Raw genomic sequence first — 23,371 nt, 5'->3', positions numbered from 1 at the left:
CCAATTCTATCGATCAGTCCGCCGCTGTTTCGCACATTGGCTGGATGCACATTGTATTCATCTCGCCGAATGCTACAAAAATCGTCCGACCCCCGATGCGGCGCCAAAAGCCGCACGGCCCGGAGGAGGAATCAGCATGGCGATGGATCGCAGCGTGACGAGCCGGGCGGCGGCCCTGCTGGCAGCGGCCGGGTTGTTGGCCGCGGGTGAGTCCCGGGCGGCGGACCCGATCAAGATCGGGGTGATCGCGGAGGCGCAATCGGTGGTCGGGGCCTCGATCCCTCAGGCTGTCCAGCTCGCCGCCGACGAGATCAACGCGAAGGGCGGGGTCGACGGGCGCCAGATCCAGGTGGTCTCCTACGACGACAAGAGTTCGGCCTCCGACGCCGTCCGGGCGTTCCAGCGGGCGGTCTCCGAGGATAAGGCCCACGTCGTCATCGCCAGCTACATCTCCGAAGTCGTGCTGGCGCTGATGCCCTGGGCTGCCCGGCTCAAGACCCCGATGATCACCCCGGGTGCCGCCTCCAACGAAATCAGCCTCGCGGTCCACAAGGATTACGCCCGCAACAAGTACACCTTCCACGGCTATCTCACCTCGGCGGCTCTGGCCCAGTCGATCTGCGACTCGACCAAGGACATGCTCCTCGACCTGATGAAGGTGAAGACCGCCTCGATCATGAGCGAGGACGCGGCCTGGACCCGTCCGCTCGACGCGGCCTACGAGAAATGCCTGCCCGAGATCGGCGTGAAGGTGGTCGATCACATCCGGTTCTCGCCGGATACCGGCGACTTCACGCCGATCTACAACAAGATCGAGGCCGGCAAGCCGGACCTGATCGTCACCGGCATCTCGCATGTCGGGGTGCAGCCGACCGTGCAGTGGCGCAACCAGCAGGTGCCGCTGGCCATGACCGGCATGAACTCGCAGGCGACCTCCTCGACCTTCTGGGCCAACACCAACGGGGCGACCCAGGGCGTGATCTTCCAGAGCATCGCGGTGCCGGGCGCCGCGATCACCGACAAGTCGCTGGCCTTCAGCGAGGCCTTCAAGAAGCGCTTCGGCAGCGATCCGTCCTATGCCGGCTACATGGCCTACGATCAGGTCTACTACACGGCCGATGCGGTGAAGCGGGCGGGCTCCACCGAGGCCGACAAGCTCGTCGAAGCCCTGGAGAAGACCGACTGGGTCGGCACGGTGGGCCGGACGCAGTTCTACGGCAAGGACGACCCCTTTACGCACTCGATCAAGTACGGGCCGGGCTTCGTCACCGGGCTGATGGCGCAGTGGCAGGACGGCAAGCAGGTCGCGATCTGGCCGACGAGCCTGGCGCAAGGCAAGATCGTTCTGCCCCCGGCCGTGAAGGCGGCGGTGCGATAGGCCGGCCGCCTCGGCGCCGCGCTTGCCAAGCGCGCCCGTTGCCGCAAGTACAGCCGGACCGCGTCCCCAGGGGCGTGGCCCGGAACACGCACGCGTTGAGGACGCTTCGATGGCCAGCACCGCCCTGCCCGAGACCATGCGCCGGATCCACTTCACGGGACCGGGCGGGCCGGAGGTCCTCGCCGTCGAGACTGCGCCGCTGCCGAGCCCCGGACAGGGCCAGGTCCTGATCGAGGTGGTGGCCGCCGGCGTGAACCGCCCGGACGTCATGCAGCGCGCCGGCCTGTACCCGCCCCCGCCCGGCGCCACCGAGATCCCGGGCCTCGAAGTGGCCGGCCGCATCGCGGCTTTGGGGGAGGGGGTCCAGGGTCTCGCCATCGGCGAGGAGGTCTGCGCCCTGGTGATCAGCGGCGGCTACGCCGAGTTCGCAGTGGCCGAGGCCTCCCATTGCCTGCCCCGCCCCAAGGCGCTCTCGCTGGTCGATGCAGCCGGCCTGCCGGAAACCTTCTTCACGGTCTATTCGAACGTGGTCCAGCGCGGTCGTCTCGCGAAGGGCGAGAGCTTCCTGGTCCATGGCGGGTCGAGCGGCATCGGGGCGACGGCGATCCAGATCGCCAAGCATGTCGGCGCCCGGGTCTTCGCCACCGCGGGCTCGGCCGAGAAGTGCCGCTTCTGCGAGGATCTCGGCGCCGATGCGGCGATCGACTACAAGCAGGCCGACTTCGCCGAGGAGATCAAGCGTCTCACCGACGGCCGCGGCGTCGACGTCATCCTCGACATGATCGGCGCGAGCTACCTCGGCCGCAACATCAAATCACTGGCCCCGGACGGCCGACTGGTGATGATCGCCCTCATGGGCGGCTACAAGGTGGATGGGCTGAACATCACCCCGATCATGCGCAACCGGCTGACCTTCACGGGCTCGACCCTGCGGCCCCGCCCGAAAGCCGACAAGGCCGTGATCGCCGAGGGCCTGCGCAAGGATGTCTGGCCGGAGCTCGAGGCCGGCCGGATCCGCTCGGTGACCCATGCCACCTTCCCGCTGGAGCAGGCGCAGAAGGCCCACGAACTGATGGAATCGAGCGCCCACCTCGGCAAGATCCTCCTCACCACCGGCCGGTAACCGGCGCGCTCGACAGGAACCCGCTTCGGCGACGCCGCGTTGGCGGCCGGTAACGAAATCGTGTCGCGTGCGTCGCGTCCGGGTGGGGAGGGTGTGAGAATGGTGGAGAAACTGAACCCGCAGGAGAGCCGGCAGGGCCAGCGCGGCAAGCCGGTTTTGTGGGTCCTGGTCGGCAGTCTCGTTCTGCTGGCGATCGCGACGGTCGGCCTGCTGACCTGGAACGGCGCCAACTCTCCGAAGGACTATGCCAGCCAGAGCCAGGATGCGTCGCGGCGCGAGGTAACCGGCTCGGTCAACGGTCAGTCCGGGAGCGCCGCACCGTCGAACAGCAGCGCGGTCCCGGGGGGCAACCCGTCCTACCCGCAGCCGGCTCAGCCGAACGCGAACGGCGGGACGGCGAAGTAAGTCTGGTGATTTGGGACGGCGCCCGGCGCCGTCCCATGAGCCGTTCGCTTCGACCCGGCGCTCAGCGCGTCGGGATCGGCGTCGGCCCGCGATAGTCGTAGAACCCGCGCTTGGCCTTGCGACCCAGCCAACCGGCCTCCACGTACTTCACCAGAAGCGGGCAGGGCCGGTACTTCGAATCAGCCAGGCCTTCATAGAGCACCTGCATCACGGACAGGCAGGTATCCAGCCCGATGAAGTCGGCCAGCTGCAACGGCCCCATCGGGTGGTTCGCCCCGAGCTTCATGGCGGTGTCGATCGACTCGACCGACCCCACGCCCTCGTAGAGCGTGTAGATCGCCTCGTTGATCATCGGCAGCAGGATGCGGTTGACGATGAAGGCCGGAAAATCCTCCGACATCGTCGAGATCTTGCCGAGCTTGGCGATGAACGCCTTGGCCGACTCGTAGGTGGAATCCTCCGTGGCGATGCCGCGGATCAGCTCAACGAGCTGCATCACCGGCACGGGATTCATGAAGTGGATGCCGATGAACCGCTCCGGCCGATCGGTCGCCGCGGCCAGCCGGGTGATCGAGATCGACGACGTATTGGTCGCCACGATCGCATCCGGGCGCAGGGACGCGCAGAGGGTCGAGAAGATCTCCCGCTTGGTCGCCTCGTTCTCCGTGGCCGCCTCGATCACGAGGTCGGCGGGGCCGAGGTCGGCGAAGCCGTGCGCCGGCTTGATGCGCGACCGGATCTCCCGGCTCTCAATCTCTTCGATCGTGCCCTTGGACACGAGCCGCGACAGACCCGCGTCGATCGACGACAGGCCGGTCTCGAGACGGTTCGGGTCGCGGTCGTTCAGCAGGACATCGAGGCCGGCGGCGGCGCAGACCTGCGCGATGCCGCTGCCCATCTGGCCCGCGCCGATGATGCCGACCCGCTTGATCTCCATGTCCATCTGTCGACCTGTGCCCCCATACGGCCGTTGCTGCGCGACTGCCCGAGGGGGTGGACTGCGCCAACGCCGCGGCCCGCGCGAAGACGGGCCGTCCCTGACTTCTAGACCATTCTTGTTCGCAGAAGGAACCCGCCCGCAGGCGCGTTGCGACAATGCTCGCCCGGTGAACCAGGCCGGGCGAGCACGACCGTTACTGACCCTTTGCCTTGCCGATCTCCGCCTGGAAGTCCGGCACAACCTGGAATAGGTCACCGACCAACCCGTAATCCGCCACCTGGAAGATCGGCGCGTCCTCGTCCTTGTTGATCGCGACGATGACCTTCGAGTCCTTCATGCCGGCGAGGTGCTGGATCGCCCCGGAGATGCCGACCGCTACGTAGAGATCCGGCGCCACGACCTTGCCGGTCTGGCCGACCTGCCAATCGTTCGGCGCGTAGCCGGCATCCACCGCCGCGCGCGAGGCGCCGACCGCGGCGCCCAGGGCATCGGCCAGGGGCTCGATCAGCGCGTGGAACTTCTCCGACGATCCGAGCGAGCGGCCGCCCGACACGATGATCCGCGCCGAGGCCAGCTCCGGCCGATCCGACTTGGCGATTTCCTCGCCCTTGAAGGCGGACCCACCGGACTCGGGCGCCGCCGCGGAGACGGCCTCGACGGGGGCTGCCGCGCTGCCCTGCTCCGACGCCTTGAACGCTGCTGTACGCACCGTGATCACCGTCTTGCCGGCGGGGATCTGCACGGTCTGGATGGCGTTGCCGGCGTAGATCGGACGCTCGAACGTGTCGGGCGAGATCACCTTGATGATGTCCGAGACCTGGGCGACATCGAGCAGGGCGGCCACCCGCGGCAGGATGTTCTTGCCCGTCGTCGAGGCCGACGCGATGATGATGTCGTAGGGCCCGGCGATCGACGCGATCAGCGCGCCGACCGGCTCGGCGAGGTCGTGGTCGTAGACGCCGTCCTCGGCGTTCAGCACCTTCTCGACGCCGTCGAGCTTGGCCGCCGCCTCGGCGACCGCCTTCGAGCCGGCGCCGAGCACGAGGGCGTGGACCGGCGCGCCGATATCCTTGGCGGCGGTCAGCGCTTTCAGGGTGCCGTCCTTGATCTGGCCGTTGCCGTGTTCGACGAAAAGGAGTGTCGTCATGTGCGTGTGAACCTCGGTTGCGGCTGGCCGCGCTCGACCGCCTCGACGGGAACGCGGCTCAGCTCGGAAAAAATCAGATCACGCCGGCTTCGACCTTGAGCTTCTGTACGAGTTCCGCGGCCGACCCGACCTTGACGCCGGCGGAGCGTCCCGGCGGCTCGGCGGTCTTGAGCACCTTGAGCCGCGGGGTCACGTCGACTCCGAGCGCTTCGGGGCTCAGCTCCTCGAGCGGCTTCTTCTTGGCCTTCATAATGTTCGGCAGCGAGGCGTAGCGCGGCTCGTTGAGGCGCAGATCGGTGGTGACGATCGCCGGGAGCTTGAGCGTTACGGTCTGCAAGCCGCCATCGACCTCCCGGGTCACGTCGAGGCTGCCTTCGGAAGCCTCGATCTTGTACGCGAAGGTGCCCTGCGGCCAGCCGAGCAATGCACCCAGCATCTGGCCGGTCTGGTTCGAATCGTCGTCGATCGCCTGCTTGCCCAGGATCACCAGCTGCGGCGTCTCCTTCTCGACCACGGCCTTCAGGAGCTTGGCCACCGCCAGCGGCTCGCAAGTGACGTCGGTCTTGACCAGGATGGCCCGGTCGGCGCCCATCGCGAGGGCGGTACGCAGCGTCTCCTGCGCCTGCTGCGGGCCGATCGACACGGCAACGATCTCGGTGACGGTGCCCTTTTCCTTCAGGCGGATCGCCTCTTCGACGGCGATCTCGTCGAAGGGGTTCATCGACATCTTGACGTTGGCGAGTTCGACCCCGGAGCCATCGGCTTTCACGCGGATCTTGACGTTGTAGTCCACCACCCTCTTGACGGGCACCAGCACCTTCATGGCGGTCTCGATCCTTCCCCGTGGATTCTTGTTGCCGGACCCGCCAGGCCTTCGAACGTTCGACGCGTGGGGACGGCGGGTCCGCGAAGCGGGCGGACCGTAACGGCCACATTTCCGCCTTGTCAACGCGGGGCGGGTAATGGTGCTGCCGGGCCGGACTGGTCTTCGACGCAGCGATGCCCCGTTCCGATTCGCCTCAGCGGTTGGCGCCCGGCACCCAGAGCACGTCGTCGGCCCCATCGGCGTTGGCGGTGCGGCTCGCCACGAACAGGAAGTCCGAGAGGCGATTGAGGTACTGGATCGCCTGGGGCGAGACGATCTCGTCGTCGCGGTCGGCTAGGCTCACCGCCAGGCGCTCGGCACGCCGGCACACGGTGCGCGCGAGGTGAAGCGCCGCCGAGGCCGGTGATCCGCCGGGGAGCACGAAGGATTTCAGCGGCGGGATCGACGCGTTGAGGGCGTCGATGTCGCGCTCCAGCCGCTCGACCTGGCTGGCGACGATGCGCAGCGGCTCGTAGGGCAGCGGCTCCGGGCTCGGCGGGGTCGCGAGGTCGGCGCCCAGATCGAACAGGTCGTTCTGGATCGCCCCGAGCATCCCGTCGAGGGCGCCTTCCGTGTGCAGGCGGACCATCCCGATGCAGGCATTGGTCTCGTCGACCGTGCCGTAGGTCTCGACCCGGAGGTCCGCCTTGGACCGGCGCTGCCCGTCCGCCAGGGCGGTCGTGCCCTTGTCGCCGGTGCGTGTGTAGATCCGGTTGAGCTTGACCACGGGACCTGCGCCTCACAACGGCTGGCGAAGCCCGGCGGGCTCGCGACCCGTAGGGCCTAGAGCCCTTCCGTCGGCCGCGCAATCGGCCCGGTGATCAGAACGTGTAGCCGATCTTGCCGCCGAAATTGGTCAGGCCCCGGTTGTTCGCACAGAGGCCGGCATTCGACATGTGCTCGACCGTTGCCATGACGCTCCAATGCTCGGTCAGGCGATAGCCGAGCGCCGCCGCCTCGCGGAACATCGGTGAGCAGCCCAACGTGTTGAAGCCGTAGGGCGTCAGCGCCTTCGGCCCGGTATAGCCGTTATGGGCGACGCCGCCGAAGAAGCCGTCGAGGAACACGCGCCGACCCAGGGTCTCGGGGAAGATATCGACGGTCCAGGTCGCGCCGAGATACGCGTAGCTGGTCCGGCCACCGGTGTTGTAACTGCCGCCCACCGTCGGACGCGGTACGAAGGCCTGCCAGAACGGGTCGGCGCTGACCTGCGGCTTGGCGAACAGGATCTCGCCGTTGACGTTCGCCTTGCTGAAGCCCGGGAGCTTGCCCTCGGCGCTACCCGGATCCTGCACTGCACCGCCGATGCGCACCTCCGATACGATGCTCAGCGGCTGGGCCGGCGCCGCGTAAGCCGCAGGCAGGGCGGGAACGTCCGCCGCGGAGGCTGGCAGGATCGCCGCACCGATGATCAGGCTGACGACGCAGGTGCGGAGGGCGGCAATCATGGGGCTCGGCCGGTTGGGCAAGTCGGTCTGTCTCTACCGAGCGTAGCACGCCCCCTCAGGACGCCGGCGCCCAATTCATCCCGGTCCCCCGCGAAAGGCGCGCGGTGCGGCGACATGGACACAGTGAGGCGGCGTTTCGAAATGTGGCTGTCGGATCCGGAAGCCGCGTTCAGGCCGAGCGCCACCAGACCACGCCCATAATGACCACGATCGCCACGAACTGCAGCAGCACGCGCAGGCGCATCAGTCTTTGCGAGACGCTGGCGCTGCCACCCCGCATCATGTTGGCGAGGCCGAACAGCAGGACCACGGCGACTGCCGCACAGGCTACGAAGACAAGCAGATTGGAGGACATGGCAAGCGAAATCCGAACCCGACGGGCGCCGGGATCCGGCGCGCCGCCGCTTGACGAGAAGCATCCGGCACGCACGGCCGACGAGGAGCCGGTCTGGCGCACCGATCATGAGGCGACCGCGACGGCCGGCTAACCCAGGGGAAGCCGGCCCTCGCAGTCAATTGCGCCGGAGCAGGCGCTCGAAATAATCGAGCTCCTCCCGCGGCCGGGTGGGATCGCCGAGCTTACGCCGCAGCTCTTCCATGATGCGGCGCGCACGCTGGACGGCCGATTCGTCGGCGGTCGGCACCCGGACCCGGCCGTCGCTCATGTCCCGGCCCTTGGTCGGACGACCGAGGGGGTCGTCGTCGCGGGCGCCGGCCTGGCCCTGCTGACCGGGCTGTTGGCCGCCTTCCTGCTGACCCTCGCCCTGGCCCTCGGCCATCTCCTGCATCTGCTGCGCCATGCCTTCGGCGCCCTTCTTCAGGCCTTCGAGCGCGCGGCCCTGGGCATCCACCGCCTCGTCGGCATCGCCCTGCTTCAGGGCGTTCTCGGCCTCGCGCATGGCGTCCTCGGCGTCGGACAGGCCCTGCTCGCCGCGCATGCCGTTCTCCTTCATGCGCTGCTCGAGTTCCTCCAGGCGCTGCCGCAGGGACTGCTGCCGATCGCCGACATTGCCTTGCTCGCCTTGGCCCCGCTCGCCCTGGCCCTTTTGCTTCTGACCCGGTTTGCCTTGTCCCTGCTGACCCTGCTGCCCCGGGCTCTGCTTCCCCTGGCCCTGTTGCGGCTGCCCGCGGTTGCCCTGCTGCTGTTGCTGCCCGCGATTCGACGGACGCTGCTGGCCGTTGCCGGGCTCCTGCCCGTCCTTGAAGGTCTCGTCACGCAGGCCCTGCTGCTCGCGCGCCATCGCGTCGAGGTCGCGCATCTGTTTCTGCATCTCGCGGCTGGCCTGATCGGATTTGCCGCCCTTCTCCGCGGTCTGAAGATTCTCCAGGATGTTGCGCAACTGCTCCATCAAGCGTTGCGCCTCGGCGGTGTCGCCACGCTTCATCGCCTCGGCCATGTCCTGGATCATCTTGTCGAGATCCTCGGGCGTGACCGTCTTCGATTGCTGGTTGCTCTGACCCTTCTCGCCCGGATCGCGCGGCTGGCGGCCCTGCTTCTCCGCCATCTGCGAGAGGAACTTGTCGAGGGCCTGCTTGAGATCCTGCGTGAGGCGCTTGATCTCGTCGTCGGGGGCGTTGCGCTCGATCGCCTCCTTCAGCCGATCCTGGGCTTGCCGCAGCTGCTTCTCGGCATCCGACAGGTCGCCGTCCTCGATCTTCAACGCCATCTCCCACAGGAGATCGGCGACCTCGATTAGGTCGGCATCGGACTTCGCCCGGCGCAGGCGCTGCGTTGCGGTCCGAAGGCCGAGGAAGACCGGCGGCTGCGGCGTGAACATGTCGGGGGCGACCAGGAGCGCGTCGAGGGCACCCTGCACCCACAGGCGGTCCGTATCCGGCGCCGTGACGAGGCGGCGGCGATCCTCGGCGAGTGCCCGGGCCAGCGGATCCCGGAATTGCCGCGCCGGGAGCGTGATCTCGGCGGACGCCGTACGCCCCTCCTGGCCGGCCTCATCCTTGACGACGATCTGATAACGTACCCGGGCGCCCGACCACGGGCTGTCGGTGAGATCGACCAGGGTTTTTGTGTCGGTCTCGCCGGAGGCATCGGCCGGCAACGCAAGGTTGATCCGTGGGACCGGCGCCAGCGAGCGGCCGGCCTTCAGGGGCTCGATCACACCCTCCGCGGAGCTGATCCCGTAATCGTCCTTGGCACGGTAGGTGAGATTGAAGGTGCCGCGACCGTTCACTTCAGGGCCGCCGACGGCCGTCACCTCGGGCGGCCGGTCCGGGATTGCGTCCACGGTCAGCGTCTGTCGGCCGGCGGGCGTGACGATGACAAGTTCAGCCCCGCCGACGATGCGATAGCGCTCCTCGCGCAGGTCCGGCCGTTCCTCCTGGCCGGGGATCGGCTTGAGCCCGGCATTCGGCGTCAGCGTGGTGTTCGCCGCGGCCTTCCCCTGACCGGCGATGCGTACGATCAACTGCGCGTTGACCGGCGCCCGCAGGTGCTGGTCGCTGCCATCCATCGCGATCAGGAGCGGCGGAAGGCGGGTGTAGAGCGGCGGATCGATCCAGCCGTCGACCCGGAAATTCGGCCCCGGAGCCACCGGCTCGTGCCAGTCGAACGCGGCTCCGACGCGCGCCCACCATTCGGGGCCGGCCACGAACAAACTGGCCACCGCGGCCACCACGATCCCGGCCCGCAGGGCATAGGGATCGCGTCGCGTCATGCCGGGGCGCGGCAATCCGACCCGTAGGGCCGCGACCGCCTGTGCGGCCCGGCGCTGATGGAGCGCCCAAAGGGTCCGGCTGCCAGGATCCGCGGCGCCGACCGCCAGCGTATCCTGCGCCGCCGAGGCTGGTCCATGACGCAGGGCTGGATCGCGCGCGGCCGCCTCCCGGTCGAGCCGAGCCAGGGCGACCCGGCGATCGGGCCGCGCGAGATGCGCCAGCGGCAGCAGCGCGACGACCAGCATGACGGCCAGAATGGCGAGCCCGATCTGCCGCCAGAGCGGGCCGAGGTCGAGCCACAGGCCGGCCCAGGACAGAGCGAGGAACAACAGGCCGACGCCGAGGCCGCGCCACAGCACCGGCCAAGCCTGCTCCCAAAGGGATGCCGCCCGGGCCTGGGCGACGAGCCGGTCGAGCCGCGCGGCAGCCGCCTGTCCCGTCCCGGTGCTGCTGTCGAAGCCGTCCCTGTCGTTCACGCCGACCGTTCCGCCTCAATCTCGAGGATTTGCTGTAAGTGCCCGAGGAGATCCGGGCTCCGACAACGCGAGGCTAGCATGGTGGGCCGCGCTGGTCGGCGGGTCAAATCGGCGCGACCGCCGGTCTGTCAGCCGATCAGTTGTGCGCCTGGATGAAGTTGCGCACCTGCGGGTAGATCTGCGTCTCCCAGCGCTTGCCGGCGAAGACGCCGTAATGGCCTACGCCGGCCTGCAGGTGGTGCGTCCGCATGTAGGGGGCGAGCCCGGTACAGAGATCGTGCGCCGCCATGGTCTGGCCGGGGGCGCAGATGTCGTCCCGCTCGCCTTCGACGGTCATCAGCGCGGTGCGCTTGATCGAGCCCAGGTCGATCGGCTCGCCCCGGTAGCTCAGCTCGTTCTTGGCGAGCGTGTAGTCCTGGAACACGGTCTTGACCGTCTCCAGGTAGAACTCGGCCGCGAGGTCGAGGACGGCGAAATATTCGTCGTAGAAGGTTTCGATCGCCTCGGCTTTGTCATCCTCGCCGTTGGCCATGTGCCAGAACAAGTCGTTGTGGCCCTGCACGTGCCGCTTGGCGTTCATCGACATGAACGCCGAGACCTGCACGAAGCCCGGATAAACCTTCCGGCCGGCGCCCTTGTGACGCGACGGGACCGTGGCGATCAGGTTCTTCTCGAACCATGCGATCGGTTTCGAGGTCGCGAGCTCGTTCACCCCGGTCGGGTTGATCCGGCAATCCACCGGGCCGGCCATCAGCGTCATGCTGCGCGGGGCGGCCGCATCCTTCGCCTGCGCCATCGCGGCGGCGGCGACCAGCGCCTGCACGGTCGGCTGGCAGACCGCCACCACGTGCGATCCCTCGCCCATGACTTGGAGGAACTGGATCAGGTGCGCGACATACTCGTCGAAGCCGAACCGGCCAGCCGAGAGGGGGATGTCCCGGGCGTTGTGCCAGTCGGTGATGTAGACGTCGTGATCGGGCAGCATCACGCGCACGGTGGCGCGCAGCAGCGTCGCGAAGTGGCCCGACAGCGGCGCGACCAGCAGCACCTTGGGCTGCTCGGTGTGGATGTCCTTCTTGAAGTGCAGCAGCGTGCCGAACGGCGTGACCGTGACCGCTTCCTCGCTGACCGGCACGCTCCGGTTGCCGACCGTGACCGAGTCGATCCCGTAGGCGGGCCGCGCGAAGGTCAGGCCCGTCCGCATCATCATGCGCGCGTTGGCCGACATCCAACGGGCGGGCTCGCTCCAGCGGATCCAGGGCGACCAGGCATCGTTCAACATCCGTCCCCAGGCCCGCGTCTGGGCGGCGAGGTCGGTCTGCAGGTCGAACGCGTCGTACATCATCGGGCGGGCACTCGCGGGCGCCCGGCCCGACACGCGGGCGATCGGGACGGCAAACTCGGGCGGATGCCGGGATGAGGAATGCATCAGCATGGCCGGAGAGCATCTGCCCGCTGCACGGAGGCTGCAACCGCCCAGAGGGTGCATTCCAACAGGAAAGCGGAGGCCGTGGCTTTGATGTACCAGCTCTAAACTGGACACCCACCGCGCGGCCCGGCACCCGACCTGAAAAGCACCGCGCGGCGGATCAGGTCAGGTGCCGGCCGGATCAGATCGTCTGGTTGTAGGCGCCGACTTCGGTATTCTCCCGCAAGACCGCGTCGACGGCTTTGAACATGGCGTGCAGGCGCTCTTCGGAAGCCGGGCTCTCGATCACCACGACCAGCTCCGGCTTGTTGGACGAGGCGCGCACGAGGCCCCCAGGTGCCGTCCTCGGTGGTGATGCGCACGCCGTTGACGGTGACGAGATCGACGATCTTCGAGCCGGCGATCGGTTCGCCCGCGTCCTTCATGGCGCGGAAGCGCGCGGTGACGGCCTCTACCACCCCGTACTTCACATCGTCGGCACAATGGGACGACATGGTCGGCGAGCCTCAGGTCTTCGGCAACGCCCGGTAAAGGTTGGCCATCGACGTCCCGGGGTTGCGGTCGAGCATCTCCAGCACCGCCATGGCGGTGAGCAGGCCGTCGTCGTAGCCGCGCCCGATCGGCTCGTTGAAGAAGAAGTGGCCGGACTCCTCGAAGCCCGCAAGCGCCCCGAGCTCGTTCACCCGCCGCTTGATGTAGCTGTGGCCGGTCTTCCAGTCATCGGTCTTGATGGCCTGGGCCTGCAGTTGCGGGTCGGTGTGGTAGAGACCGGTTGATTTCACGTCGACCACGAAGGTCGAGCCGGGATGGAGCTTGCCGAGGTCGCGCGCCAGCATCACGCCGATCTTGGCAGCTGCTCGAAGGCGAAGGTATTCGGAACCAGGCCCGCTTCAGGCTTGGGAAACATCGCTCGGCCCCGCTCGACCTCAGATCTGCGGCGGGCCGAACGAAGCTTCCGGTCCGGGGAAAGGTCCGTCCGCCCTACGAGGCGCGGCGGACGACCCGGACGGGCTCGGCCTCGGTCCGGCGATGCTCGCAGGCGACCTTGAGGTAGCGGTCGCCGCCGCCGGGCAAGCCGGCCTGGGCCGCCATGGTCTGGGCGTGCATCAGGCACTCCATCGGCGAGTGCGCCGGCGCGATGATGATGTCGAGGGCGGTGTCGCGGGAGCAATCCTGCGCCAGCAGGGTGCCCGCACAGATGAGGGCGACGGACAACAGTTCGGACATGACGGACCTCGGCTTCGTGGATCGAAGGGTCCGCGGGGTGCTCTGGCGTCCGAGCCGCCGCGTTGTCGTTGCCTGGGTGTTTCCTCGCCTATACCGCCCGATTCTAAGCACGCGGCGTGCCAGCCGTATCGAATGCTCTCGAAGGACTGGATCTCGCCGGGTTCAATCCCGGGCCGAAAGCCACTGGGTTTCGGGTTCGGCTGCCGGCAGTAGCGCCGCGACGTCGTCCAGATCCACCACGTAATGGTCGGTCAGCACGCGCCACATCTCGGCCGAGGATCTGACCTGCGGCCTCAGCCCATCCAGCGTGTGGGCGAGCAGCGTCGCATTCACGAGCTTCGGGCGTGCCAGCAGCGGATCAGCGTTCAGCATCGGTGTCGACCCCGTTTCGGTGCGTGCACACTCCGCCGGGTTTGGTTAACGCGTGGTTACGCGATCACCGCAAACCTTCACTTTGTCTTGAGCCGGACGAACTATGCCTTGGCCGACCGGTGATATCTGGATGGCGCCAGACCTTCCACGACCCCCGGCCCGACGACTCTTGATTTCGGCGATCCACCGGCGGCCGGTTTTTCGCGGAGCGTGCATGACAATCGAGACGCTAGCGCCTCGGGCCGCCTCGGATATCCGGTGCGCGTCGAAGGCCCTGTCGTCGCGCGCGTTCTGATTGCTCCGGTTCACAAGCCCGACCCCATCCCTTATCAGGTGGGGGAGATCGAGACGGTCCCGGCGGAATGGGGACGCGCCACCCTTTCGCGCGATCATCCGCGCTGCGGCGCGGCCTCGACCTACCCGTACCGCTCTCGGACCATGCCTTTGTCGTGATGCGCCTGCCGCCGATCGGTCTTTCCGACGGCGGCGGATGCTCCAGGCCGAATATGCGAGCGGAACACCATGGACGCCATACCCGAAGCGATCGGTGCGACGCAGGGGCCGGCCACCCGGTTCGTGCTCGCCTCCGGATCGCCGCGCCGCCTGGCGCTGCTGCAGCAGATCGGCATCGAGCCGGATTCGCTCTTACCCGCGGACATCGACGAGACGCCGCGCAAGGCCGAGCCGCCGCGCGAACTGGCCCGACGCCTCGCACGCACCAAGCTCGCCGCCGCGGAAGCCGCCCTGCACCATCAGGACCATAAGATCCCGACCTGGCTGCTCGCGGCCGACACGGTCGTGGCGGTCGGGCGACGCGTCCTGCCGAAGGCCGAGGGGCCGGACGAGGCCGCCGATTGCCTGCGCCTTCTGTCCGGGCGTCCGCACCGGGTCTTCACGGCGATCTGCCTGCTGTCGCCGAACGGCCGCCGGGAGCGGATCGTCGAGACCCGCGTGCGCTTCAAGCGCCTCTCTGGCCGCGACATCCAGGGCTATCTCGCCTCCGGCGAGTGGCGCGGCAAGGCGGGCGGCTACGCGATCCAGGGCCTGGCCGGTGCCTTCGTGGTGAAGCTCGTCGGCTCTTACAGCGCCGTGGTCGGCCTGCCGCTCTACGAGACGATGAGCTTGCTCGATGGCGAGGGGTATCCGGTCCGCGCAGCCTGGGGGAGCCTCGCATGAGCGCGTGGCCGACGAACCCGGAGCGCTGCCCGATCTGCCGGCGCTCCTCCACCGAGCCGTTCCGGCCGTTCTGCTCGCAGCGCTGCGCCGATGTCGATCTCGGCCGCTGGCTCAACGAGCGCTACACGATCCCGGTGGAACTCGATCCCGATGCTCCGCCGCCGGAGCCCGATGACGAGGGCTGAAATTTTCCGGCGCCCAGGTCACACCGATGTCACGGCAAGGCTGGACAGGCCTCGAACTCCTCACTATACCCCGCGGCGTCCGAGACGCACAGCGGCCCGGACGACGCCCAGGTAGCTCAGTTGGTAGAGCATGCGACTGAAAATCGCAGTGTCGGTGGTTCGATCCCGCCCCTGGGCACCATCATCCCGCTAGGCGTGGGATGGTGCCGAAGTAATCACTCTCTCGCTCCAAGTCCTTCGCCAACCTCGCAAGACGTCGGGCCGCCGGACGCGTTTGGCGCTAGGCTCAACGTCTCCGGTGAAGCTTCACGGCTCCTGGATCGTCGTGACGCGTGTCGGCATGCATTAGCCGCCCGAGTAAGCGCTCGGGACCATCGACAACGCCGGATCGTCCGCCTTCGCGCTCTCGGCGATCATGGTGGGTTGCGATTCGATCCCGCATGGAAGCCGCGCGGGCGGTCACCCACCGAAAATGTTTCGTGCATCGCACCGAAAATTATTTGGTATACCAGTGCGGTGGCATCTCCCGGCAAGCTTCGCTACGCTGCTTTCAACATGGCTCGAGCCGACCCGTAGACCGCCTCAGCCCGTACGCCAGCGGGCCGGTCGCGCGATAAGACGAAGCCGAATGGTGGGAGTGGAAGCATGCCGCGCAACATCCTGATCCTGGGCGCCTCATACGGCTCCCTGCTGGGCACCAAGCTCCTGATGGCCGGTCACAACGTGACCCTGGTGTGCCGCCGCAAGACCGCCGACCTGATCAACCAGGAGGGGACGGAGGTCCGCATCAAGCTGCGCGACGAACCGAACCACCGCGCGATCCACTCGCGCGACCTGCCGGGCACCCTGGATGCCGCGCCGCCGGAGGACATCGATCCGTCGCGCTACGACCTCGTCGGTCTCGCCATGCAGGAGCCGCAGTACAACAACCACACGATCCGGGTGCTGATGATCAAGATCGCCGCGGCCCGGCTGCCGTGCCTGTCGATCATGAACATGCCGCCGCTGCCGTATCTCAAGCGGATCCCGGCCCTGGCGGCGATGGACCTCGACAACGCCTTCACCAATGCCGGCGTCTGGGATCGCTTCGAGCCGGGCCTCGTGTCCCTCTGCTCGCCCGACCCGCAGGCGTTCCGTCCGCCGGACGAGGGTGCGAACGTGCTCCATGTCGGCCTTCCCACCAACTTCAAGGCCGCGACCTTCGCCGACGAGACCCACAACCGGCTGCTGCGCGAGTTGGAGGCGGATATCGACGCCGTCCGCCTCGACGGCCACGACGTGCCGGTGAAGCTCAAGGTGTTCGACTCGCTGTTCGTCCCGCTGGCGAAATGGTCGATGCTGCTCACCGGCAATTACCGGTGCATCACCCCGAAGGAGCCGCAATCGATCCGCGACGCCGTGCACGGCGACCTCGCCAAATCCCGCGCCATCTACGAGCACGTCGATTCCATCGCGCGCAAGCTCGGTGCGGACCCGCAGGACCAGGTGCCGTTCGAGAAATACGCCAAGGCCGCCGAGAGCCTGCTCAAGCCGTCCTCCGCGGCGCGAGCCGTGGCGAACGGCACGCCGTTCATCGAGCGTGTCGACCTGCTGGTGAAGCTGATCTCGCACCAGCTGGGCATGCCCGATGCCGAGATCGACCGCACCGTCCAGATCGTGGACCGGAAGCTCGACGAGCGGGTGATCGAGGGCTGACCGGACGCGGCGGCAGTACGATCACTGGATGGTTTGCCGGATACGGTTGTGGCTGGCCCCGCGCTTAGGTAGATCCGCTCGCTCTGACGGGTGCGGCGAGGGGCATGCATGGGCGACGACGTGGCCGCTCTCCTCCTGGCGCTGGCCACCGAGAACGCCGAGCTGCGGGCGCAGCTCGCCGCCGCCCAGGACATGCTGATGGAGACGGCGATCGATGCGGGCCATCTGCATGCCCGGATCGAGGCGGTCCAGGACGAGCGCGATGCCTGGCGGGCCGAGGCCGAACGGCTGGCGCGGCGGAGCACCGGAACCGGTTGACGGAGGCCGAGCATCGCGGGCCGCAGGGCCATCCGTCGACGACCCGCCGGACGGTGACCCTTCGTCTCTGATACGAAAGGAAGGCCCTTTTATCGCGGAGGAACACGCGGTGTGTTCAAGCGGTTACAAACACGCAAAAGTTGAGCTTATGCGGATTCTTGCTCATTGAAGTTGCGGCCTGTTCCACTAAACCAGGTTAAATTCCGGTTCGGAACCAGATCCTGCGATGCCGAAATTCAAGCCGCTCGAATGCCAGACTTGCGCGACACCTTTCCGGGCGGCGCTCGACACGCTCGACGTGACCGGCAGCTGGTCCTGGGATGGTGCGTCGAACCGCGTCCGCGCGGACATGTTCGTGGCACTCCTGTTCAATGTCGATCCCGAGGCGGCCGAATTGGGACTGCCGGCAGCGGCCTTTGCGGCCGGTATCCACCCGGAAGATCGGGACCGGGTGCTGGGACTCCTCCGTCGTCGCGTCCGCGACGGCGATCTCTACGTCATCGAATACCGGGTCCGTTCGGCGGACGGCGACACCCGGTGGGTGCTCGGCCGTGGCCGGTTCCTGGCCGATCATCGCGGAAGGCCTATCAGCGGCCGGGGGATCATCGTCGACATTACCGACGTGCGGAGCGGTGATCGTGCCACCGGGGCCCTCGGCGCGCATGATAACCATGAGGCGGAGACGCCATTGGAACGCGCGGCGGACTTCGCCATGGCGGCCCATCGCGCGATCTGCGAGTTGGAGGATCCGGCCCTGCGGGCGCGGGCCGACGCGCTCCTGCTCGATCTGGGCCGCAGGCTGGCCGAAAAGGAACGGCGTGCCCATCGTGCGCAGATGAACTGAGCCGCGCGGACGCGTCAGGCCGGGTCCGGATCGGTGATGTGCAGGTAGGTCGGGTCGAACTCCGCCGCCGCCCGCAACCCGTCCCAATCGTGAACCGTCAGGCGGCGGCTGCGCAGCGTGATCAATCCGGCGGCCTTCAGGTCGCGGATCGTGCGATTCACGTGGACCGGCGTGATCCCGAGGGCGTCCGCCAATTCCGGCTGCGTCATCGGCAGGTCGCACGTCAGATCGGGGGCGAGGCCCACGACGCCCAGACGTGTGATCAACTCGCAGAACAGGTGGGCCATGCGCGCGAAGGCCTCCCGTCGCCCGGTGTTGAGCATCCACTCGCGGACGAGCGCAGCGTCGATCAGTGTCGCCCGCCACAGCGCATCGCCGAGCCGCGGGAACGCGCGCAGCATAGCTCGAACCGCCTCGTGCTGGACGAAGCCGACCTTGCTCGGGCCGACGGTGGCGATGCTGATATCGAGGACCTTCAGGTGCAGGCTCTGCATGTCGGGGATGTCGCCCGCGACATGATAGGCCATCACCTGACGCTTGCCGCCCTGCGTGGACTTGTAGGTGCAGGCGATACCCTCGAGCAGGGCGAAGCAGCGCCCCGGCTGGTCACCCTCACGCACGATATCCTGATAGGCCTCGAACTGCACAACCTGCATGGGCAGGGCGTTCAGTGCGGCCCGCTCGTCATCCGTCAAGGTGAAGAGGGCGATGCTCTCGATGCGACGGATGAAGGGATGGCGATTAATCTGGTCGAGAGCTCCCGTCATCATACCCCCACCGGCTGGCGAGCGTATCCAGTCTCGCAGCCCTCAGCGCTCGCGTTCGAGGGCTGATCCGGGGACGGCATAGCAGCAGCCTATGGCCTCGACCATAGGCGGATGACGGGTGTTCACCGGTGGACCGCCCCCCAAGGCGTCGAAATACATCGGTCGGTCGAGGCCCCGCGCAAGCCGCGCGGCCGCATACAGTGCGTGTTGGTGTAGACGGTAAGGGTGAAGCCCGAGACATCGCACGGCTAAGGATTCAGGATGCTGAACAGCGGTAGCGCAAGCGGGAAGCATCTCAGCCAGACCAGTGAGTCTCCTTCCGCGGCATCGCCAAGCCAGCAATAGCACCTCGCTGCCGAGGTCGCGCACTTCCTCGACACGGTACGGGCCGCCTGATCGGTCACCCGGCGGGCGGGCAGGCCCGGCGCAATGGGCCGTGGGGGCTGGAAATCTCGCGCCTCTCCGCGCACACACGCGATGCGGCGCGGTCGCCGTGCAGCCTGACGGAACGGTCCGATGAACACGGCAGATCTCGCCCCGCATGCCCACCAGGTCCTGCGCGAGGCGACGCTGTCCGAATTGCCGAACCATTACCGCGGCAAGGTCCGGGACAATTACGACCTGCCGGATGGGCGGCGCATCCTGATCACCTCGGATCGGATCAGCGCCTTCGACCGGGCACTCGCCGCGATCCCGTTCAAGGGCCAGGTGCTGACCCAGACCGCGCGCTACTGGTTCGAACGGACGGCCGACCTCTGTCCGAACCACGTCCTGGCCTACCCGGACCCGAACGTCGTGGTCGGCCGCCGCCTGGAGATCCTGCCCGTGGAGGTGGTGGTGCGCGGCTATCTCGCGGGCACCACCTCGACCTCGGTGCTCACGCGCTACCGGGCCGGCGAGCGGGAGATGTACGGGCATCGCTTTCCGGACGGCATGCGGCCGAACGAGCGCCTGGAGAAGCCCATCATCACCCCCACCACCAAGGCGTTCGATGGGGGGCACGACGAGCCGCTGACGGAAGCCGAGATCCTGGAGCGCAACCTGCTCACCCCGGAGCAATGGCGAACCGTCTCCGAGGCCGCCCTGGCGCTGTTCGCCCGCGGCCAGGAACTGGCGGCCGAGCGCGGGCTGATCCTGGCCGACACGAAATACGAGTTCGGAACCGATCCGGACGGGCGCATCGTGCTCGCCGACGAGATCCACACCCCGGACAGCAGCCGCTACTGGTTCGCGCAGAGCTACCCCGAGCGCTTCGAAGCCGGGACCGCCCCAGAGAGCTTCGACAAGGATTTCGTGCGCAACTGGGTCGTGGCCCGATGCGACCCGTATAAGGACCCGATCCCCGAGATCCCGGCCGAGATCGTGCTGGAAACCGCTGCGGTCTACATCCGGGCCTACGAGACGATCACCGGCGCACGCTTCACGCTCCCCGACCCGGGCGAGGTGCCGCTCGACCGTGTCCGGCGCAATATCGGCGACTATCTGGCGGCCGAGCCGATCGTCCGAGCGCGGGACGGCGCCTGAGCGCCGCCCCCTCCGGTCTCGTCAGGCGGCCGCCTTGATCGGGGCCGGGGCGGGTGCATCCATGGCGCGCAGGTAGACGTCGAGCAGCGTCTCGTGCTCGTCGCGCTCGTCCTTGTCCTGCTTGCGGATCTTCAGGATCTCCTTGAGGATCTTGACGTCCAGGCCCTCGCCCTTGGCCTCGGCGAAGACCTCCTTCTTCGCCTCCATCAGGTCCTTGATTTCCTCCTCCAGCCGTTCCACGCGCTCGATGATCGAGCGGATACGGTCGCCCGCGACGCCCACGGTGTCGGTCATGTCGGTCATGCAAAGCCTCGTCGTATGACGGGCCGTACCCTCGCGGCAGAGGGTAAGCAGGGGGTTAAGGCCGGGGATTGCCGGCGCCGATCCGGCCCTCGATCCACCCGACGATCGCGTCCGCCACCTGATCGCTGTTCGTTTCCAGCATCATCATGTGGCCGTTGCCGTGAATCCCGTGCTCGGCCAGCGCCAGCCGGTCCGGCTTGGCGCCAGCTTGGGTGAGGAAGGCCGCCGTGCAATCGTCCATGGTCGCCCGGAACGAGGCCTCCGCGGTCACGATCACGGCCGGCACCTTGGCGAGGTTCGGCAGGGCTCGGGCGGGCTCGGCCTGCAGCCAGCAGCGGATCTTGTCCGGCCCGGCCGCGCGCTCGGCCTGGACAACGGTCAGGTCCGTCGGGCTGCTCACCGGTGGTTCGAAATGCAGCGGCACGCGGGTGATGCCGTAGGGACGGGCCCGGGCGTCCCCGACCCGCTCGTACCAGTCGGTGCCGCCCTTGAACCGGACATCGAAGAAGGTCGGCCCGTTCGGCTCGACGGCCACATGCGCCTTGACGAGGTCGGGGCGCTGATCCGAGACCGCCCAGCCGAACACGCCGGCCTGCGAATGGGTCAGCACGATCGCCGGCCCGATCTTTTCCAGGAGCGCGATCAGCGCCGGATCGACCAGCTCCTCGCTCTTCAGGGCACTCGCGATGTAGGGCACCTGCGAGCGGTAGAACTGGTCGAAGGCGGCGTTGCCACGCAGGCCCGGCCCACCCGGCCATTGGGTATGCAGCTTCGCCTGCGGGTAGAGTTCCGAGCGTTCCTGGCCGGTGAACACGGTCTCCAGGTCCTCGGCGGGCAGACGCGCGTAGGGGCCGTACGTTTCCGCATCGCCGCCCGACCGGCCGCGCCCGACCTGATCGATCACGTAGACCGCGAAACCCTTGGCGGCGAAACGGTCGGCCCAGCCGGGTCGTCCATCGGGCGTGCCGAGGAAGTTGGTCCCGGTCTGCGCCGTGCCGTGAACCATCACCACCGGATAGGGCTGCGTGACCCGCTCCGGCGCGCGATACGCGACGAACATCTGCCCGTGGGCGGTGGTCCGGTTGTTCGCGATCTCGTAGCGGCCGCCGACGAAGAAGTAGCCGGCGGGTCGGGTCGGCTTGAACGGCCCGGCTTCCTCGGACCAGGCGCCGTGCGCGGCCCCGAGACAGAGCAGCGCCAGGGCGCCCGCAGTGACGATCTTGAGCATCGTGTCCTCCCGCCATCGTCTCGCTCGACCGGCGGGAGGCCGGCCGTCAAACGTATGGGCCAGCCGCCTCATCCGGGCAGCCGGTTTCAGGCGTGGGCGAAGCGGCGCTTCTTGCCGAGCGCCTCTTCCACGGTGCCGGCACCGTCGAGATAGCCGTGCACCTTCGGGTTCGGCATGATCAGCGAACCGACGAACGCCACCGCCATCAGCACGGTGACGTACCAGAAGAACGTGCTCTCCATGCCGGCATCCTTGAACCACAGGGCGACGAACTCGGCGGTGCCGCCGAATAGGGCGTTGGCCAGCGCGTAGGAGAGGCCGACGCCCAGGGCGCGCACGTTGGTGGGGAACAGCTCGGCTTTCACGATGCCGCTGATGCCGGTGTAGAACGACACCACCGACAGGCCGAGGGTGATCAGGGCGAAGGCGAGGTAGGGGTCCTTGTTGGTCCCGAGCGCCGTCATCAGCGGCACCACCATCAGCGTGCCGAGGCCGCTGTAGAGCAGCATGTTCGCCTTGCGGCCGATCTTGTCGGACAGCGCGCCGAACAGCGGCTGGATCGCCATGTAGACGAACAGCACGCAGGTCATGACCTGCGACGCCGAGGTCTTGGGCATGCCGGCGGTGTTGACCAGGTACTTCTGCATGTAAGTGGTGAACGTGTAGAAGCTCAACGAACCGCCGGCCGTGTAGGCCAGGACGACGCAAAACGCCCGCCAGTGCTTGAACAGCTCGGCGAAGGTGCCCGCTGTCTCCTTGTCGCCGGCTTCCTTGGTCTCGGCGAGCGAGCGGCGGAGATAGAGCGCCACCACGGCCAACCCGGCGCCGATGAAGAACGGGATGCGCCAGCCCCAGGCGGTCAGCTCCGGGGCGGTCATCACCGTCTGGAGCAGCACCAGGACCAGCGAGGCGAGCAACTGGCCGCCGATCAGCGTGACGTACTGGAACGAGGCGAAGAACCCGCGCTGCCCCTTGATCGCCACCTCGCTCATGTAGGTCGCCGAGGTGCCGTACTCGCCGCCCACCGACAGGCCCTGGAGCATGCGCGCGAGCAGCAGAAGGACGGGGGCCAGCGTGCCGACATGCTCATAGGTCGGCAGGATGCCGATCAGCAGCGAGCCGAAGCACATCATCAGCACCGAAACGACCATCGAGGTCCGGCGTCCGACCCGGTCGGCGATGCGCCCGAACAGCCAGCCGCCAACGGGGCGCATGAAGAAGCCGACCGCGAAGATGCCTGCGGTCTGGAGGAGTTGGCTGGTCGAATCGCCCTTGGGGAAGAAGGCCGGCGCGAAGTAGAGCGCGAAGAACGCGTAGCAATAGAAGTCGTACCACTCGACGAGATTACCGGAGGACGAGCCGACGATCGCCCAGATCCGTCGCTTGCGGTCGGCCGCGTCGTCGGCGGCACTCGGTGCGATACCGATCGTATCGTCCCTCAGGGCGGACATGGCGTCTCCGTCTTGTGGTTCATCGGCCGGTAACAGCCGGCCTATTCTTCGATGGCGGCGACGTTACAGGCGACGACCGTGATCGCAAGTCCGTGATCGGACTTTGGCTGGGACAGCAGCTGACTGTGTCATTTGTCGTCGGCCCCGTCCGCCGCCGTGTACGGAACGGTTTCGCGCGGCACCCCGTTGCGGCCCGGCACGGGTGCCGAAGGCGCCACAACCACAACGGGACGACAGGCCATGACGCGGATCTTCAGGGACACGGTGGCGGCCGCCATCCTCATCGCCGGCGCGGCGACGGCGTTTGCGCAGGGAGGCCCCGGCGGTGGTGGCGGCCCGGGCGGTGGCGGCGGCGGCCCCGGCGGCGGTGGCGGGCCGGCGGCGGGCGGCGGAGCGG

Annotated in this window: 24 protein-coding genes, 1 tRNA gene and 1 pseudogene; 10 read left to right on the top strand and 16 right to left on the bottom strand. The window is 67.8% G+C overall.

What is annotated here, in order from left to right:
* Positions 1-136 precede the first annotated feature (136 nt).
* The 3 genes from FV233_RS03935 (at position 137) to FV233_RS03925 (ending at position 2,906) form a co-directional block, all read left to right on the top strand.
* Positions 137-1,378, top strand: coding sequence for an ABC transporter substrate-binding protein (locus FV233_RS03935; protein WP_187277599.1), 1,242 nt, complete (start codon positions 137-139; stop codon positions 1,376-1,378).
* 109 nt (positions 1,379-1,487) lie between these two features.
* Positions 1,488-2,501 (top strand): NAD(P)H-quinone oxidoreductase, encoded by a 1,014-nt coding sequence (locus tag FV233_RS03930; protein ID WP_147853119.1) that lies wholly within the window; start codon positions 1,488-1,490, stop codon positions 2,499-2,501.
* Between the two features lie 99 nt (positions 2,502-2,600).
* On the top strand, positions 2,601-2,906 hold the full coding sequence (locus FV233_RS03925) for a hypothetical protein (protein ID WP_147853120.1): 306 nt from the start codon (positions 2,601-2,603) through the stop codon (positions 2,904-2,906).
* 61 nt (positions 2,907-2,967) lie between these two features.
* On the opposite strand, the gene FV233_RS03920 is transcribed toward FV233_RS03925, so the two are convergent.
* The 11 genes and pseudogenes from FV233_RS03920 to FV233_RS03870 all read right to left on the bottom strand — a co-directional run bounded on the left by FV233_RS03920 (position 2,968) and on the right by FV233_RS03870 (position 13,483).
* Positions 2,968-3,849 (bottom strand): 3-hydroxybutyryl-CoA dehydrogenase, encoded by an 882-nt coding sequence (locus FV233_RS03920; RefSeq protein WP_147853121.1) that lies wholly within the window; start codon positions 3,847-3,849, stop codon positions 2,968-2,970.
* 190 nt (positions 3,850-4,039) lie between these two features.
* Positions 4,040-4,993 (bottom strand): FAD-binding protein, encoded by a 954-nt coding sequence (locus FV233_RS03915; protein ID WP_147853122.1) that lies wholly within the window; start codon positions 4,991-4,993, stop codon positions 4,040-4,042.
* 73 nt (positions 4,994-5,066) lie between these two features.
* Positions 5,067-5,816, bottom strand: a complete 750-nt coding sequence (locus tag FV233_RS03910) for an electron transfer flavoprotein subunit beta/FixA family protein (RefSeq protein ID WP_147853123.1) — start codon at positions 5,814-5,816, stop codon at positions 5,067-5,069.
* A gap of 196 nt (positions 5,817-6,012) precedes the next feature.
* Positions 6,013-6,585, bottom strand: a complete 573-nt coding sequence (locus tag FV233_RS03905; RefSeq protein ID WP_147853124.1) for a cob(I)yrinic acid a,c-diamide adenosyltransferase — start codon at positions 6,583-6,585, stop codon at positions 6,013-6,015.
* 94 nt (positions 6,586-6,679) lie between these two features.
* The gene (locus tag FV233_RS03900; RefSeq protein WP_147853125.1) at positions 6,680-7,306 is read right to left on the bottom strand and encodes an acyloxyacyl hydrolase; all 627 of its coding nucleotides are present in this window, start codon (positions 7,304-7,306) and stop codon (positions 6,680-6,682) included.
* 169 nt (positions 7,307-7,475) lie between these two features.
* Positions 7,476-7,661, bottom strand: a complete 186-nt coding sequence (locus tag FV233_RS03895; protein WP_147853126.1) for a twin transmembrane helix small protein — start codon at positions 7,659-7,661, stop codon at positions 7,476-7,478.
* A gap of 157 nt (positions 7,662-7,818) precedes the next feature.
* Positions 7,819-10,455 carry a TIGR02302 family protein gene (locus FV233_RS03890; RefSeq protein WP_147853127.1) on the bottom strand — a complete coding sequence of 879 codons (2,637 nt, stop codon included), beginning with the start codon at positions 10,453-10,455 and terminating at the stop codon, positions 7,819-7,821.
* A 136-nt stretch (positions 10,456-10,591) separates the two neighbouring features.
* Positions 10,592-11,800, bottom strand: a complete 1,209-nt coding sequence (gene phaZ, locus FV233_RS03885) for a polyhydroxyalkanoate depolymerase (RefSeq protein WP_147853128.1) — start codon at positions 11,798-11,800, stop codon at positions 10,592-10,594.
* A 265-nt stretch (positions 11,801-12,065) separates the two neighbouring features.
* Positions 12,066-12,738: pseudogene (locus FV233_RS03880) on the bottom strand (phosphomannomutase/phosphoglucomutase); the annotation flags it as partial.
* Between the two features lie 127 nt (positions 12,739-12,865).
* A complete protein-coding gene (locus FV233_RS03875) occupies positions 12,866-13,111 on the bottom strand; it encodes a hypothetical protein (RefSeq protein ID WP_147853129.1) in 246 nt (81 codons plus the stop codon).
* A 162-nt stretch (positions 13,112-13,273) separates the two neighbouring features.
* Complete coding sequence (locus FV233_RS03870; RefSeq protein ID WP_147853130.1) at positions 13,274-13,483, bottom strand: hypothetical protein; 210 nt, start codon at positions 13,481-13,483, stop codon at positions 13,274-13,276.
* Between the two features lie 522 nt (positions 13,484-14,005).
* Between FV233_RS03870 and FV233_RS03865 the strand changes: the two genes are divergently transcribed.
* The 6 genes from FV233_RS03865 (at position 14,006) to FV233_RS03840 (ending at position 17,701) form a co-directional block, all read left to right on the top strand.
* Positions 14,006-14,659, top strand: coding sequence for a Maf-like protein (locus tag FV233_RS03865; RefSeq protein WP_147853131.1), 654 nt, complete (start codon positions 14,006-14,008; stop codon positions 14,657-14,659).
* The gene (gene yacG, locus FV233_RS03860; RefSeq protein ID WP_147853132.1) at positions 14,656-14,844 is read left to right on the top strand and encodes a DNA gyrase inhibitor YacG; all 189 of its coding nucleotides are present in this window, start codon (positions 14,656-14,658) and stop codon (positions 14,842-14,844) included. The genes FV233_RS03865 and yacG overlap by 4 nt, the downstream gene beginning before the upstream one ends.
* Before the next feature lie 105 nt (positions 14,845-14,949).
* Positions 14,950-15,025 (top strand) — tRNA-Phe (locus tag FV233_RS03855).
* A gap of 464 nt (positions 15,026-15,489) precedes the next feature.
* Positions 15,490-16,539, top strand: a complete 1,050-nt coding sequence (locus tag FV233_RS03850) for a 2-dehydropantoate 2-reductase N-terminal domain-containing protein (RefSeq protein WP_147853133.1) — start codon at positions 15,490-15,492, stop codon at positions 16,537-16,539.
* A 108-nt stretch (positions 16,540-16,647) separates the two neighbouring features.
* Positions 16,648-16,857, top strand: coding sequence for a hypothetical protein (locus FV233_RS03845; protein ID WP_147853134.1), 210 nt, complete (start codon positions 16,648-16,650; stop codon positions 16,855-16,857).
* A 226-nt stretch (positions 16,858-17,083) separates the two neighbouring features.
* Positions 17,084-17,701: a PAS domain-containing protein gene (locus FV233_RS03840; RefSeq protein WP_147853135.1), complete on the top strand. Its 618-nt coding sequence runs from the start codon at positions 17,084-17,086 to the stop codon at positions 17,699-17,701.
* Between the two features lie 14 nt (positions 17,702-17,715).
* Here the strand turns inward: FV233_RS03840 and FV233_RS03835 are convergent, their stop codons facing one another.
* Positions 17,716-18,468, bottom strand: a complete 753-nt coding sequence (locus FV233_RS03835) for a Crp/Fnr family transcriptional regulator (protein ID WP_147896665.1) — start codon at positions 18,466-18,468, stop codon at positions 17,716-17,718.
* A 516-nt stretch (positions 18,469-18,984) separates the two neighbouring features.
* Between FV233_RS03835 and FV233_RS03830 the strand changes: the two genes are divergently transcribed.
* Positions 18,985-19,992, top strand: a complete 1,008-nt coding sequence (locus tag FV233_RS03830) for a phosphoribosylaminoimidazolesuccinocarboxamide synthase (protein WP_147853136.1) — start codon at positions 18,985-18,987, stop codon at positions 19,990-19,992.
* Positions 19,993-20,013: 21 nt separating this feature from the next.
* Here the strand turns inward: FV233_RS03830 and FV233_RS03825 are convergent, their stop codons facing one another.
* From FV233_RS03825 to FV233_RS30140, 4 genes are all read right to left on the bottom strand, one after another.
* A complete protein-coding gene (locus FV233_RS03825; protein WP_058193308.1) occupies positions 20,014-20,295 on the bottom strand; it encodes a DUF2312 domain-containing protein in 282 nt (93 codons plus the stop codon).
* Positions 20,296-20,350: 55 nt separating this feature from the next.
* Positions 20,351-21,523: an alpha/beta hydrolase gene (locus tag FV233_RS03820; RefSeq protein WP_147896664.1), complete on the bottom strand. Its 1,173-nt coding sequence runs from the start codon at positions 21,521-21,523 to the stop codon at positions 20,351-20,353.
* Between the two features lie 86 nt (positions 21,524-21,609).
* A complete protein-coding gene (locus FV233_RS03815; RefSeq protein ID WP_147853138.1) occupies positions 21,610-22,974 on the bottom strand; it encodes an MFS family transporter in 1,365 nt (454 codons plus the stop codon).
* A gap of 128 nt (positions 22,975-23,102) precedes the next feature.
* Positions 23,103-23,252, bottom strand: a complete 150-nt coding sequence (locus tag FV233_RS30140) for a hypothetical protein (protein WP_187277600.1) — start codon at positions 23,250-23,252, stop codon at positions 23,103-23,105.
* Positions 23,253-23,371 lie beyond the last annotated feature (119 nt).

Source organism: Methylobacterium sp. WL7, assembly GCF_008040085.1.
In the GTDB taxonomy this organism is placed as follows: domain Bacteria; phylum Pseudomonadota; class Alphaproteobacteria; order Rhizobiales; family Beijerinckiaceae; genus Methylobacterium; species Methylobacterium mesophilicum.
This window is presented reverse-complemented; position numbering and strand designations above follow the sequence as displayed.